Origin of the sequence: Streptomyces sp. NPDC056231 (genome assembly GCF_048270745.1) — a bacterium.
GTDB lineage: Bacteria > Actinomycetota > Actinomycetes > Streptomycetales > Streptomycetaceae > Streptomyces.
The window spans coordinates 165,444-176,486 of record NZ_JBLVKW010000010.1 but is presented as its reverse complement, the minus strand read 5'-3'; the positions used below and the strand labels follow the sequence as shown (position 1 = coordinate 176,486).

Genomic DNA, 11,043 nt, shown 5'->3' with positions numbered 1-11,043 from the left:
GCCCGGCTCCAGCGGCTCGATCACGAACCGGGAGCGGAACTCGTCGACGACCTCTTCGGTCAGCGACGGACGCTGAGCGATAAGCATGCTGTGGTCCTTCAGTCGTGGGCGCCCACTATTTGACGCCCCCAGATACTGACAAGGGTACGGGCGGCACGACCCGAAAGAGCCGTACCGCCCGGACCCGCGAGCTCTCCTACTTGGAGTAGAGCTCGACGATCAGCTGCTCCTGCACCTGGGTGTCGATCACCTGGCGCTCGGGCAGGGAGTGCACGAGGATCCGCAGCGTCGACGGCACGGCTTCGAGCCATGCCGGGACGGTGCGCTCGCCGGCCTCGGCCTGGGCCACCTGGAAGGGGGTCAGGGCCTTGGACTTCTGGCGGACCTCGATGACGTCGTTCACGGCGACGCGGGCCGACGGAATGTCGGTCTTCGTGCCGTTGACGGCGATGTGTCCGTGACGCACCAGCTGACGCGCATGGTCGCGGGACTTGGCAAAGCCGGCCCGGTAGACCACGTTGTCGAGGCGGGTCTCAAGGATGCGCAGAAGGTTCTCACCGGTCTTGCCGGTCTTCTGGTTCGCTTCCTTGTAGTAGTTCACGAACTGCTTCTCAAGGACACCGTAGATCCGCGAGCACTTCTGCTTCTCACGAAGCTGAAGAAGGTACTCGCTGTCCTTGGTGCGCCCGCGTCCGTGCTCACCCGGGGGGTAAGGACGGATCTCGATCGGGCACTTCGCGCTCTCGCACTTGCTGCCCTTAAGGAACAGCTTCTGCTTCTCCCGACGGCAACGCTTGCAGTCGGCCCCGGTGTATCGCGCCATTTTCCAGTTGTCTCCGTTGCTTCAGTGCGTCAGACGCGACGGCGCTTGGGCGGCCGGCATCCGTTGTGCGGAGTGGGGGTGACGTCCTGGATCGAACCGACCTCGAGGCCGGTGGCCTGGAGGGAGCGGATCGCGGTCTCGCGGCCGGAGCCGGGACCCTTGACGAAAACGTCAACCTTGCGCATGCCGTGCTCCTGCGCGCGGCGGGCGGCCGACTCGGCGGCCATCTGCGCGGCGAAGGGGGTGGACTTGCGCGAGCCCTTGAAGCCGACGTGGCCGGCAGAGGCCCAGGAGATCACGTTGCCCGAGGGGTCCGTGATCGAAACGATCGTGTTGTTGAACGTGCTCTTGATGTGCGCGTGGCCGTGAGCAACGTTCTTCTTTTCCTTGCGACGCACCTTCTTGGCTGCGCCCTGACGTCCCTTGGGGGGCATGTCTTTACTCCAGATGGAGAGGGGAGGTGATCGGTCCTACAGCGAAGACCGCTGGATGCTGCAACGGCCCGGGGTTCCGGACTGCCGCAGTGCGTCCGCTGAGGACTACTTCTTGCCCGGCTTCTTCTTACCGGCGATCGCGCGACGCGGACCCTTGCGGGTACGAGCGTTCGTGCTGGTGCGCTGGCCGTGGACCGGCAGGCCGCGGCGGTGGCGCAGACCCTGGTAGCAGCCGATCTCGACCTTGCGGCGGATGTCGGCCTGAATCTCGCGACGGAGGTCACCCTCGGTGCGGAGGTTGGCGTCCACGTACTCGCGGATCTTGACCAGGTCCTCTTCGGCCAGGTCGCGAACGCGCGTGTTCGGGTTCACACCCGTGGTGGCGAGGATCTCCTTGGACCGGGTGCGCCCGATACCGAAGACGTAGGTGAGGGCAACCTCCACGCGCTTTTCGCGCGGGATGTCAACACCTGAAACGCGTGCCATTGAATGGCTCCAGTTGTTATTTCGGGGGTCTTCCGCAATACCACTCCCGGCCGCCGACCGCTCCCGGAAGGGAAGCGGTGGTACGTCCGGGTCCCCGGCCCCCGCCGGAGGTGTCGTCAGCCGAAGCTTGGACGGGCACTGCGTATGTACGTATTACGTGCGTCGCGCGAAGTGCTGCGAGATGCAGGGGGTCGTGCGTCAGCCCTGGCGCTGCTTGTGGCGCAGGTTGTCGCAGATGACCATGACCCGGCCGTGACGGCGGATCACCTTGCACTTGTCGCAGATCTTCTTGACGCTCGGCTTGACCTTCATGGGATGTCAGGTTCTCCGGGTCAGTGCCATCACCCCGCCGCAGCAGGGCGTGGGCAAGATCTACTTGTATCGGTAGACGATCCGGCCACGCGTCAGGTCGTACGGAGAGAGCTCCACCACGACCCGGTCATCCGGGAGGATACGGATGTAGTGCATCCGCATCTTGCCGCTGATGTGCGCGAGGACCTTGTGACCGTTCTGGAGTTCCACCTTGAACATGGCGTTCGGGAGGGACTCGATCACGGTGCCCTCAATTTCGATGGCACCTTGCTTCTTGGCCACGCTTCGCCTTTCGAATCGGCTACCTTGATCGACTCTTCGCTCCATATGCGGACACACGGATGCACAAGAGCCGACGAGTCAGTCTACGTCAGCGGACCCCAAAAGACGAATCCGTCAAGTTTGCCCACTGGAGGAGATCCTTAGACCCCCGTGTGCCGGCCGGTCTTGGACCGGCCCAGGGGCGCGTTCTCAGCGGGTGGGGCGCTCAGCCCAGCGGGTCCGGCGCGGCCTGGATCCCGTACTCCGCCAGCTTCGCGCGGCCGCAGTCGGGGGCCGTCAGGACCAGGGGCCCCTGCTCGGTCAGGGCGATCGAGTGCTCCCAGTGCGAGGACCAGGTGCCGTCGGTCGTGATGACCGTCCAGTTGTCCTCGAGCACCTCGGTCCGCGGCGTACCGAGGGACACCATCGGCTCGATGGCCAGGCAGACGCCGGGAACCAGCTTGATGCCCTTGCCGCGCTTGCGCGCGACGTAGTTCAGCAGGTGCGGGTCCATGTGCATCTCGGTACCGATGCCGTGGCCGCCGTAGTCCTCGATGATCCCGTACTTGCCGGTGGCCGGACGCGGCTGGCGGCGAATGTAGGACTCGATCGCCTTCGAGATGTCGACGAGGCGGTTGTTCACCTTCATCGCCGCGATCCCGGCCCACATGGACTCCTCGGTCACCCGGGACAGCTCGATGAGCTCCGGAGCATGACCGGTGCCGACGAACGCCGTGTACGCCGCGTCGCCGTGCCAGCCGTCCACGATCGCGCCGGCGTCGATGGAGATGATGTCGCCGTCCTTGAGGACAGTCTTCTCGTCCGGGATGCCGTGCACGACGACCTCGTTGACCGAGGCGCAGATGGTCGCGGGGAACCCGCCGTACCCGAGGAAGTTCGACTTCGCACCGTGATCGGCGATCACCTTGCGTGCGACCTGGTCCAGGTCGTGAGTGGTGGCGCCGGGCACCGCTGCCTCGCGGGTGGCGGCATGAATGGCAGCGACCACCAGCCCCGCCTCACGCATCTTCGCGATCTGCTCGGGGGTCTTGATCTGCACCATTGCGCGGCGCCTCTCTGCATCGAACGGGAACGGGTATGCGGCGTACTCCACGATACGGCGCAAACAGTCGGCCGCGGCGCCCAAGGACGCCGCGGCCGTCTGTACAGGTATTACGTGTGTTCCTCAGTCCTCGCGGACCTTCTTGAGGGCTTCCATCGACCGCTTGGTCACGTCCTCGACCTTGCCGAGCGCCGAGATCGTCACCACCAGGCCCTGGGCCCGGTAGTAGTCGATGATCGGCTCGGTCTGGGTGTGGTAGACCTCGAGCCGGGTCCGGACCGTGTCCTCGGTGTCGTCGTCGCGCTGGTACAGCTCGCCGTCGCAGGTGTCGCAGACACCCTCGGTCTTCGGCGGGTTGTACGTCACGTGGAAGACGTGCGCGCTGTCGTTGCGGCAGATGCGCCGCCCCGCGATGCGCTTGACGACCTCGTCCTCGGGGACCTCCAGGTCGAGAACCGCGTCCAGGGTCACGCCCTCGCTCTTGAGCATCTCGTCGAGCGCCTCGGCCTGGCCCACGTTGCGCGGGAAGCCGTCGAGCAGGAAGCCGTTCACGGCGTCCGGCTGGGACATGCGGTCCTTGGCCATCGCAATGGTGACCTCGTCCGGCACCAGCTGCCCCGCGTCCATGTAGGCGCGGGCCCGCTTGCCAAGGTCAGTGCCCTGGCTGATGTTGGCGCGGAAGAGATCGCCCGTGGAGATGTGCGGAATCGACAGGTTCTTGGCAAGGTACGCAGCCTGCGTTCCCTTGCCGGCACCGGGCGGCCCGACGAGGACGATTCGCATCAGCGGAGGAACCCTTCGTAATTGCGCTGCTGGAGCTGACTCTCAATCTGCTTCACGGTCTCCAGACCCACACCCACGATGATGAGGATGCTCGTCCCGCCGAACGGGAAGTTCTGGTTAGCGCCGCCGAAGCCTGCCAACGCCATCGTCGGCACGAGAGCGATCAGACCCAGGTACAGCGAGCCCGGCCAAGTGATCCTGTTGAGCACGTAGCTCAGGTACTCGGCGGTAGGTCGACCAGCCCGGATACCCGGGATGAACCCACCATACTTCTTCATGTTGTCGGCGACTTCCTCGGGGTTGAACGAAATCGCCACATAGAAGAAGGCGAAGAAGACGATCAACAGGAAGTACGCCGTGATGTAGTACGGGTGGTCGCCCTTGACGAAGTTGTCCTTGATCCATGTGGCCCAGCCCGCAGTGGAGTTGGAGAACTGGACGATCAGGGCCGGGATGTAGAGCAGCGAAGAAGCGAAGATGACGGGAATCACACCCGCCTGATTCACCTTCAGCGGGATGTACGTGGACGTACCGCCGTACGACCTGCGGCCGATCATGCGCTTCGCGTACTGAACCGGGATACGGCGCTGGGCCTGCTCGACGAAGACCACGAGGGCCACCATGACGAAGCCGACCAGGATGACGGTGCCGAACTCGATCCAGCCGTCCGCCAGCTTGCCGCTCTGCTTGATGGCCCACAGGGAGCCCGGGAAGCTGGCAGCGATCGAGATGAACATCAGGATCGACATGCCGTTGCCGATGCCGCGGTCGGTGATGAGCTCACCGAGCCACATGACGGCAGCGGTGCCCGCGGTCATGGTGATCACCATGACGACGGTCGTGAAGATGGAGTGGTTCGGGACGATCTGGTCGGCGACCGGGCAGCCGCTGAACAGCGCGCCGCTGGTGGCGGTGGCCACCAGGCCGGTGCCCTGGAGGATGGCGAGCGCGACGGTCAGATAACGCGTGTACTGCGTGATCTTGGCCTGGCCGGACTGCCCCTCCTTCTTGAGCGCCTCGAGTCGGGGAATGACCACGGTCAGCAGCTGAAGGATGATGCTGGCCGTGATGTACGGCATGATGCCGAGCGCGAAGATCGTGATCTGCAGCAGTGCACCACCGCTGAACATGTTCACCAGGCCGAAGAGGCTGTTGTTGCCCTTGCTTGCCTGGTCAACACAGGTCTGGACGTTCTCGTAGCTCACTCCCGGTACCGGGATGTGTGCCCCGAGCCGGTAAAGCACGATGATGCCGAGCGTGAAGAGCAGCTTCTTGCGCAGGTCGGGCGTCTTGAACGCCCGGGCGAACGCGGTGAGCACGGTGCCTCCTGCGACCCCCGCGCAGAGCGAGAGGTGACGGTCTTGAGGATCGACAAATACGAAAGAGTCAAAGATTCCTGGGCATGCGCCCAGGGGTTACCACAGCAACAACGCACGCCACCTTACCGGCGACCATGCCCACCTAGGAACGACCAACCGGGGATGCCCCAAATAAGAGGCATCCCCGGTCGGATGTTCAAGCCATCGAGTTGTCCGAGTTGTCTCAGACGAGCTCAGTGACGGTGCCGCCGGCGGCGGCAATCTTCTCCTTGGCGGAGCCGGAGACGGCGTCAACCGAAACCTGCAGCGCCACGGAGATCTCGCCCTGTCCGAGGACCTTGACGAGGTGGTTGTTGCGCACCGCACCCTTGGCGACCAGGTCGGCCACGGTGACCTCTCCACCCTCGGGGTAGAGCGTCGCGAGCTTGTCCAGGTTCACGACCTGGTACTCGGTGCGGAACGGGTTCTTGAAGCCCTTGAGCTTCGGGAGACGCATGTGGAGGGGCATCTGCCCACCCTCGAAGCGCTCCGGAACCTGGTAGCGGGCCTTCGTGCCCTTGGTGCCACGACCAGCGGTCTTACCCTTGGACGCCTCACCACGACCCACACGGGTCTTGGCGGTCTTGGCGCCCGGGGCAGGCCGGAGGTCGTGGGCCTTCAGCGGGTTGTTCTCCGCCATGTCAGTCGACCTCCTCAACCGTCACGAGGTGGCGGACGGCGTGAGCCATGCCGCGGAACTCGGGACGGTCCTCCTTGACAACCACGTCGTTCAGGCGCTTGAGCCCGAGCGAACGCAGGGTGTCGCGGTGGTTCTGCTTGCTGCCGATGTACGACTTCGTCTGCGTGATCTTGAGGCGAGCCATTACGCACCCGCTCCCGCACGTGCACGAAGCAGAGCCGCGGGGGCGACGTCCTCGAGCGGCAGACCACGGCGAGCCGCGATCTCCTCGGGACGCTGCAGGCCCTTGAGGGCCGCCACGGTCGCGTGCACGATGTTGATCGCGTTGTCGGAGCCGAGCGACTTCGACAGGATGTCGTGAACGCCGGCGCACTCCAGAACGGCGCGCACCGGGCCACCGGCGATAACACCGGTACCGGGGGAAGCAGGCTTCAGCAGGACGACGCCCGCAGCCTTCTCGCCCTGGATCGGGTGAGGAATGGTGCCCTGGATACGCGGAACCTTGAAGAAGTTCTTCTTGGCTTCTTCCACGCCCTTGGCAATGGCCGCGGGAACTTCCTTGGCCTTGCCGTAACCGACACCGACGGTGCCGTCACCATCGCCCACCACGACCAGCGCGGTGAAGCTGAAGCGACGACCACCCTTCACAACCTTGGCGACGCGGTTGATCGCGACAACGCGCTCAACGTACGCGGTCTTCTCGGCGGCAGCTGCGCCGCCGTCACGGCCCTTCCGGTCCCGCCGCTCGCCGCCACCGGCACCGCTTCCGCGGCGCTGGGGTCCAGCCATTGGATTTACCTCTCTCTGTTACGTCCGCTGTGCGTAGGAACCGGGGCTTAGAACTTCAGCCCGGCTTCACGGGCGGCGTCAGCCAGAGCGGCAATCCGCCCGGCGTACTGGTTACCACCGCGGTCAAACACGACGGCCTCGACGCCTGCGGCCTTGGCACGCTCAGCGACCAGGGCGCCGACCTGCTTGGCCTGGGCGCTCTTGTCACCCTCGCCACCACGGATGGACACGTCCAGGGTCGACGCCGACGCGAGCGTGTGGCCCGCGATGTCGTCGATGACCTGAGCGACCATGTGGCGGTTGGAACGCGTCACGACCAAGCGGGGACGCTCCGGCGAACCGGAGATGTGCTTGCGGACGCGGATGTGGCGACGCTTGAGGGCGGCACGCTTGTAGGCGTCGCCCTTGGCGATCTTCACGCCGTATGCCATGGCTACTTACCAGCCTTTCCGACCTTGCGGCGGATGACCTCGCCGGCGTACTTGACGCCCTTGGCCTTGTACGGGTCAGGCTTCCGCAGCTTGCGGATCTTGGCCGCGGTCTCGCCGACCTTCTGCTTGTCGATGCCCTCGACGGAGAACTTCGTGGGGGACTCCACCTTGAAGGTGATGCCCTCCGGGGCCTCGATCAGGATCGGGTGGCTGTAGCCCAGGGCGAACTCCAGGTTGGAGCCCTTCGCCTGGACGCGGTAACCGACACCACTGATCTCGAGCGCCTTGGTGTATCCCTGGGTCACACCGGTGATCATGTTCGCCACCAGCGTGCGGGACAGGCCGTGAAGGGCCTTGTTCTGACGCTCGTCGTTCGGGCGGACGACGTTCAGGACGCCGTCCTCACCCTTGGTGACCTCGATCGGCGACGCGACGGTGTGGGTGAGGGTGCCCTTGGGGCCCTTCACCGCGACCGTGCGGCCATCGATGGTGACGTCCACACCGGCGGGAACCTGGATGGGGAGCTTGCCGATTCGCGACATGAGCTATTCCTCCGTTCCCGACTACCAGACGTAGGCGAGGACTTCCCCACCTACGCCCTTCTTCTGAGCCTGCTGGCCGGTCAGGAGACCGTGGGACGTGGAGATGATCGCCACGCCCAGGCCGCCGAGGACCTTCGGCAGGTTGGTGGACTTTGCGTATACACGCAGACCCGGCTTCGAAATGCGCTTGATGCCGGCGATCGAACGCTCGCGGTTCGGGCCGAACTTCAGCTCGAGGACGAGGTTCTTGCCGACCTCGGCGTCCTCGACCTTCCAGCCGGTGATGAAGCCCTCCTGCTGGAGGATCTCCGCGATGTGCGACTTGATCTTGCTGTGCGGCATCACGACGGAGTCGTGGTATGCCGAGTTCGCGTTACGCAGACGCGTGAGCATGTCTGCGATGGGATCAGTCATGGTCATGAATTGGCCTTCGGCCTCTCTCGCCGGGGTTTCCTGTATGCGCCATCCCTCTCCCCACTCATTGGCGGGACGGGTGCGGTGCGGGGACCTACGGCGTAGTAAGTCGGTCCAGGGCGGCAGGCGCCCAACCCTTCAAGCCTACGGCATGAAGAGCCGGACTCCTGCCGACCAGATGCTTACCGAGAGCTTCCGGGTAGTTCCAACGCCCAAAGGGCGAAGGAGATTTACCAGGAACTCTTGGTCACGCCCGGCAGCTCGCCACGGTGAGCCATCTCACGAAGGCACACGCGGCACAGGCCGAACTTGCGGTAGACGGAGTGGGGCCGGCCGCAGCGCTGGCAGCGGGTGTACCCGCGGACGCCGAACTTCGGCTTACGGGCGGCCTTAGCGATCAGAGCCTTCTTCGCCACGGTCAGTTCTCCTTGAACGGGAAGCCGAGGTGACGAAGGAGGGCACGACCCTCGTCGTCATTGGTCGCCGTGGTGACCACGGTGATGTCCATGCCCCGGACCCGGTCGATCTTGTCCTGGTCGATCTCGTGGAACATGACCTGCTCCGTGAGACCGAAGGTGTAGTTGCCACGGCCGTCGAACTGCTTCGGCGACAGGCCACGGAAGTCACGGATACGCGGCAGCGCGAGCGACAGCGTACGGTCCAGGAACTCCCACATCCGGTCACCGCGGAGGGTGACGTGGCAGCCGATCGGCTGACCCTCGCGCAGCTTGAACTGCGCGATGGACTTGCGGGCCTTGGTGACGGCCGGCTTCTGGCCCGTGATCGTGGTGAGGTCGCGCACGGCGCCATCGATCAGCTTGGAGTCGCGGGCGGCGTCGCCCACACCCATGTTGACCACGATCTTGACCAGGCCGGGGATCTGCATGACGTTCTCGTACGAGAACTCCTCACGCAGCTTGCCGGCGATTTCCTCGCGGTAGCGCGTCTTGAGACGCGGCGCAGTGGTGGCAGTCATCAGATGTCCTCACCGGTCCGCTTGGCAACGCGGATCTTGTTGCCCTCGTCGTCAAAGCGGTAGCCGACGCGGGTGACGACCTTCTTGCCGTCCTTCTCCACAACCAGCTGAACGTTGCTGACGTGAATCGGGGCCTCGGTGGTGACGATGCCGCCGGTCTGCGAACCGCGAGCCGTCTGACCGGCCTTGGTGTGCTTCTTGACCCGGTTGACACCCTCGACGAGGACGCGGTCCTGAGCGGGGTAGGCCACGATGACCTTGCCCTGCTTGCCCTTGTCCTTACCGGTGATGACCTGAACCAGGTCGCCCTTCTTGATCTTCATGCTTACAGCACCTCCGGCGCGAGCGAGATGATCTTCATGAACTTCTTCTCGCGCAGCTCACGGCCCACCGGGCCGAAGATACGGGTGCCGCGGGGGTCGCCGTCGTTCTTCAGAATGACGGCGGCGTTCTCGTCGAAGCGGATGTACGAGCCATCCTGACGACGACGCTCCTTGACGGTGCGAACGATGACGGCCTTGACGACGTCACCCTTCTTCACGTTGCCACCGGGGATCGCGTCCTTGACGGTGGCGACGATGACGTCACCGATGCCCGCGTAGCGGCGACCCGAACCACCGAGAACACGGATGGTGAGGATTTCCTTCGCACCCGTGTTGTCGGCGACGCGAAGTCGCGACTCCTGCTGGATCACGTCTATCTCCTGATCGTCTGCCGGTTCCCGGTGGGGTTCGAACCCTGAACGGGTCGAACCCCACCGAGCCTGGCGGAACTTGCCTGAGGGGAATGCCCCTCAGGAATTACTTGGCCTTCTCGAGGATCTCGACGACGCGCCAGCGCTTCGTCGCAGACAGCGGCCGGGTCTCCATGAGGAGGACACGGTCGCCGACGCCCGCAGCGTTCTGCTCGTCGTGAGCCTTCAGCTTGTTCGTACGGCGGATGACCTTGCCGTACAGGGCGTGCTTGACGCGGTCCTCGACAGCGACGACGACAGTCTTGTCCATCTTGTCGCTGACGACGAGACCCTCACGGGTCTTGCGGAAACCGCGGTCGGTGTTCGTCTCAGTCACAGTCTTCTCGCTCATCAGACGCTCTCCACCGTCTCGATGCCCAGCTCGCGCTCGCGCATCAGGGTGTAGATCCGGGCGATGTCCTTACGGACGGACTTGAGCCGACCGTGGTTCTCGAGCTGTCCGGTCGCCGCCTGGAAGCGGAGGTTGAACAGCTCTTCCTTGGCCTCGCGGAGCTTGTTGAGCAGCTCCTCGTTGCCCAGCTCGCGCAGCTCGGACGCCTTGGTTCCGGCCGACATCACGCCTCACCTGCCTCGCGCCGAACGATGCGGCACTTCATCGGAAGCTTGTGAGCAGCGCGGGTGAGCGCCTCACGAGCAATCTTCTCGTTCGGGTAGGACAGCTCGAACATCACCCGACCCGGCTTGACGTTCGCGATCCACCACTCGGGAGAACCCTTACCGGAACCCATGCGGGTCTCGGCGGGCTTCTTCGTCAGGGGACGGTCCGGGTAGATGTTGATCCAGACCTTGCCGCCACGCTTGATGTGGCGGGTCATCGCGATACGAGCTGCCTCGATCTGGCGGTTCGTCACGTACGCCGGGGTCAGCGCCTGGATGCCGTACTCGCCGAACGCAACCTGCGTGCCACCCTTGGACATACCGCTGCGCTTCGGGTGGTGCTGCTTGCGGTGCTTGACCCTACGGGGGATCAGCATTTC

The 11,043-nt window shown here is 64.7% G+C and carries 21 protein-coding genes; all 21 read right to left on the bottom strand.

The features are described from left to right. Nucleotides 1–196: 196 nt before the first annotated feature. Nucleotides 197–823 (bottom strand): 30S ribosomal protein S4, encoded by a 627-nt coding sequence (gene rpsD / locus ACNPQM_RS11830; protein ID WP_358856908.1) that lies wholly within the window; start codon nucleotides 821–823, stop codon nucleotides 197–199. Between the two features lie 29 nt (nucleotides 824–852). Continuing rightward, nucleotides 853–1,257, bottom strand: coding sequence for a 30S ribosomal protein S11 (rpsK, locus tag ACNPQM_RS11825; RefSeq protein WP_003956432.1), 405 nt, complete (start codon nucleotides 1,255–1,257; stop codon nucleotides 853–855). Between the two features lie 105 nt (nucleotides 1,258–1,362). Further along, entirely contained in the window at nucleotides 1,363–1,743 is a 381-nt protein-coding gene (gene rpsM / locus ACNPQM_RS11820; RefSeq protein WP_018519286.1) for a 30S ribosomal protein S13, read from the bottom strand. 198 nt (nucleotides 1,744–1,941) lie between these two features. Further along, the gene (gene rpmJ / locus ACNPQM_RS11815) at nucleotides 1,942–2,055 is read right to left on the bottom strand and encodes a 50S ribosomal protein L36 (protein WP_003956441.1); all 114 of its coding nucleotides are present in this window, start codon (nucleotides 2,053–2,055) and stop codon (nucleotides 1,942–1,944) included. A 60-nt stretch (nucleotides 2,056–2,115) separates the two neighbouring features. Further along, the gene (gene infA, locus ACNPQM_RS11810) at nucleotides 2,116–2,337 is read right to left on the bottom strand and encodes a translation initiation factor IF-1 (protein ID WP_003956442.1); all 222 of its coding nucleotides are present in this window, start codon (nucleotides 2,335–2,337) and stop codon (nucleotides 2,116–2,118) included. A gap of 205 nt (nucleotides 2,338–2,542) precedes the next feature. Beyond that, nucleotides 2,543–3,379: a type I methionyl aminopeptidase gene (map, locus tag ACNPQM_RS11805; RefSeq protein ID WP_358856907.1), complete on the bottom strand. Its 837-nt coding sequence runs from the start codon at nucleotides 3,377–3,379 to the stop codon at nucleotides 2,543–2,545. 123 nt (nucleotides 3,380–3,502) lie between these two features. Further along, nucleotides 3,503–4,162, bottom strand: coding sequence for an adenylate kinase (locus tag ACNPQM_RS11800; protein WP_358856906.1), 660 nt, complete (start codon nucleotides 4,160–4,162; stop codon nucleotides 3,503–3,505). Next, nucleotides 4,162–5,481 carry a preprotein translocase subunit SecY gene (gene secY, locus ACNPQM_RS11795; RefSeq protein WP_358856905.1) on the bottom strand — a complete coding sequence of 440 codons (1,320 nt, stop codon included), beginning with the start codon at nucleotides 5,479–5,481 and terminating at the stop codon, nucleotides 4,162–4,164. Before secY ends, ACNPQM_RS11800 begins: the two co-directional genes overlap by 1 nt. Nucleotides 5,482–5,704: 223 nt before the next feature. Beyond that, entirely contained in the window at nucleotides 5,705–6,160 is a 456-nt protein-coding gene (rplO, locus tag ACNPQM_RS11790) for a 50S ribosomal protein L15 (RefSeq protein ID WP_037688017.1), read from the bottom strand. A 1-nt stretch (nucleotide 6,161) separates the two neighbouring features. Beyond that, nucleotides 6,162–6,344 carry a 50S ribosomal protein L30 gene (rpmD, locus tag ACNPQM_RS11785; protein WP_358856904.1) on the bottom strand — a complete coding sequence of 61 codons (183 nt, stop codon included), beginning with the start codon at nucleotides 6,342–6,344 and terminating at the stop codon, nucleotides 6,162–6,164. Further along, complete coding sequence (rpsE, locus tag ACNPQM_RS11780) at nucleotides 6,344–6,949, bottom strand: 30S ribosomal protein S5 (RefSeq protein WP_030914151.1); 606 nt, start codon at nucleotides 6,947–6,949, stop codon at nucleotides 6,344–6,346. The genes rpmD and rpsE overlap by 1 nt, the downstream gene beginning before the upstream one ends. A gap of 47 nt (nucleotides 6,950–6,996) precedes the next feature. Continuing rightward, the gene (gene rplR / locus ACNPQM_RS11775) at nucleotides 6,997–7,380 is read right to left on the bottom strand and encodes a 50S ribosomal protein L18 (RefSeq protein WP_030914149.1); all 384 of its coding nucleotides are present in this window, start codon (nucleotides 7,378–7,380) and stop codon (nucleotides 6,997–6,999) included. 2 nt (nucleotides 7,381–7,382) lie between these two features. Next, entirely contained in the window at nucleotides 7,383–7,922 is a 540-nt protein-coding gene (rplF, locus tag ACNPQM_RS11770) for a 50S ribosomal protein L6 (RefSeq protein WP_093897252.1), read from the bottom strand. Between the two features lie 21 nt (nucleotides 7,923–7,943). Then, nucleotides 7,944–8,342, bottom strand: coding sequence for a 30S ribosomal protein S8 (gene rpsH, locus ACNPQM_RS11765; protein ID WP_005313538.1), 399 nt, complete (start codon nucleotides 8,340–8,342; stop codon nucleotides 7,944–7,946). A gap of 224 nt (nucleotides 8,343–8,566) precedes the next feature. Further along, a complete protein-coding gene (locus ACNPQM_RS11760; protein ID WP_003948630.1) occupies nucleotides 8,567–8,752 on the bottom strand; it encodes a type Z 30S ribosomal protein S14 in 186 nt (61 codons plus the stop codon). A gap of 2 nt (nucleotides 8,753–8,754) precedes the next feature. After that, nucleotides 8,755–9,312: a 50S ribosomal protein L5 gene (rplE, locus tag ACNPQM_RS11755; RefSeq protein ID WP_037688009.1), complete on the bottom strand. Its 558-nt coding sequence runs from the start codon at nucleotides 9,310–9,312 to the stop codon at nucleotides 8,755–8,757. Further along, nucleotides 9,312–9,635 (bottom strand): 50S ribosomal protein L24, encoded by a 324-nt coding sequence (rplX, locus tag ACNPQM_RS11750; RefSeq protein WP_073786786.1) that lies wholly within the window; start codon nucleotides 9,633–9,635, stop codon nucleotides 9,312–9,314. The genes rplE and rplX overlap by 1 nt, the downstream gene beginning before the upstream one ends. A gap of 2 nt (nucleotides 9,636–9,637) precedes the next feature. Then, nucleotides 9,638–10,006, bottom strand: a complete 369-nt coding sequence (gene rplN / locus ACNPQM_RS11745) for a 50S ribosomal protein L14 (protein WP_003966950.1) — start codon at nucleotides 10,004–10,006, stop codon at nucleotides 9,638–9,640. 106 nt (nucleotides 10,007–10,112) lie between these two features. Then, nucleotides 10,113–10,397: a 30S ribosomal protein S17 gene (gene rpsQ / locus ACNPQM_RS11740; protein ID WP_030977953.1), complete on the bottom strand. Its 285-nt coding sequence runs from the start codon at nucleotides 10,395–10,397 to the stop codon at nucleotides 10,113–10,115. Beyond that, entirely contained in the window at nucleotides 10,397–10,621 is a 225-nt protein-coding gene (gene rpmC, locus ACNPQM_RS11735; protein ID WP_014047786.1) for a 50S ribosomal protein L29, read from the bottom strand. Before rpmC ends, rpsQ begins: the two co-directional genes overlap by 1 nt. Beyond that, on the bottom strand, nucleotides 10,621–11,040 hold the full coding sequence (rplP, locus tag ACNPQM_RS11730; RefSeq protein WP_072485538.1) for a 50S ribosomal protein L16: 420 nt from the start codon (nucleotides 11,038–11,040) through the stop codon (nucleotides 10,621–10,623). Before rplP ends, rpmC begins: the two co-directional genes overlap by 1 nt. Nucleotides 11,041–11,043 lie beyond the last annotated feature (3 nt).

Coding starts and splice junctions, on each gene's coding strand:
- rpsD (WP_358856908.1), bottom strand. CDS start 823: ATGGCGCGATACACCGGGGCCGACTGCAAGCGTTGCCGTCGGGAGAAG.
- rpsK (WP_003956432.1), bottom strand. CDS start 1,257: ATGCCCCCCAAGGGACGTCAGGGCGCAGCCAAGAAGGTGCGTCGCAAG.
- rpsM (WP_018519286.1), bottom strand. CDS start 1,743: ATGGCACGCGTTTCAGGTGTTGACATCCCGCGCGAAAAGCGCGTGGAG.
- rpmJ (WP_003956441.1), bottom strand. CDS start 2,055: ATGAAGGTCAAGCCGAGCGTCAAGAAGATCTGCGACAAGTGCAAGGTG.
- map (WP_358856907.1), bottom strand. CDS start 3,379: ATGGTGCAGATCAAGACCCCCGAGCAGATCGCGAAGATGCGTGAGGCG.
- ACNPQM_RS11800 (WP_358856906.1), bottom strand. CDS start 4,162: ATGCGAATCGTCCTCGTCGGGCCGCCCGGTGCCGGCAAGGGAACGCAG.
- rplO (WP_037688017.1), bottom strand. CDS start 6,160: ATGGCGGAGAACAACCCGCTGAAGGCCCACGACCTCCGGCCTGCCCCG.
- rpmD (WP_358856904.1), bottom strand. CDS start 6,344: ATGGCTCGCCTCAAGATCACGCAGACGAAGTCGTACATCGGCAGCAAG.
- rpsE (WP_030914151.1), bottom strand. CDS start 6,949: ATGGCTGGACCCCAGCGCCGCGGAAGCGGTGCCGGTGGCGGCGAGCGG.
- rplR (WP_030914149.1), bottom strand. CDS start 7,380: ATGGCATACGGCGTGAAGATCGCCAAGGGCGACGCCTACAAGCGTGCC.
- rplF (WP_093897252.1), bottom strand. CDS start 7,922: ATGTCGCGAATCGGCAAGCTCCCCATCCAGGTTCCCGCCGGTGTGGAC.
- rpsH (WP_005313538.1), bottom strand. CDS start 8,342: ATGACCATGACTGATCCCATCGCAGACATGCTCACGCGTCTGCGTAAC.
- rplE (WP_037688009.1), bottom strand. CDS start 9,312: ATGACTGCCACCACTGCGCCGCGTCTCAAGACGCGCTACCGCGAGGAA.
- rplX (WP_073786786.1), bottom strand. CDS start 9,635: ATGAAGATCAAGAAGGGCGACCTGGTTCAGGTCATCACCGGTAAGGAC.
- rpsQ (WP_030977953.1), bottom strand. CDS start 10,397: ATGAGCGAGAAGACTGTGACTGAGACGAACACCGACCGCGGTTTCCGC.
- rpmC (WP_014047786.1), bottom strand. CDS start 10,621: ATGTCGGCCGGAACCAAGGCGTCCGAGCTGCGCGAGCTGGGCAACGAG.
- rplP (WP_072485538.1), bottom strand. CDS start 11,040: ATGCTGATCCCCCGTAGGGTCAAGCACCGCAAGCAGCACCACCCGAAG.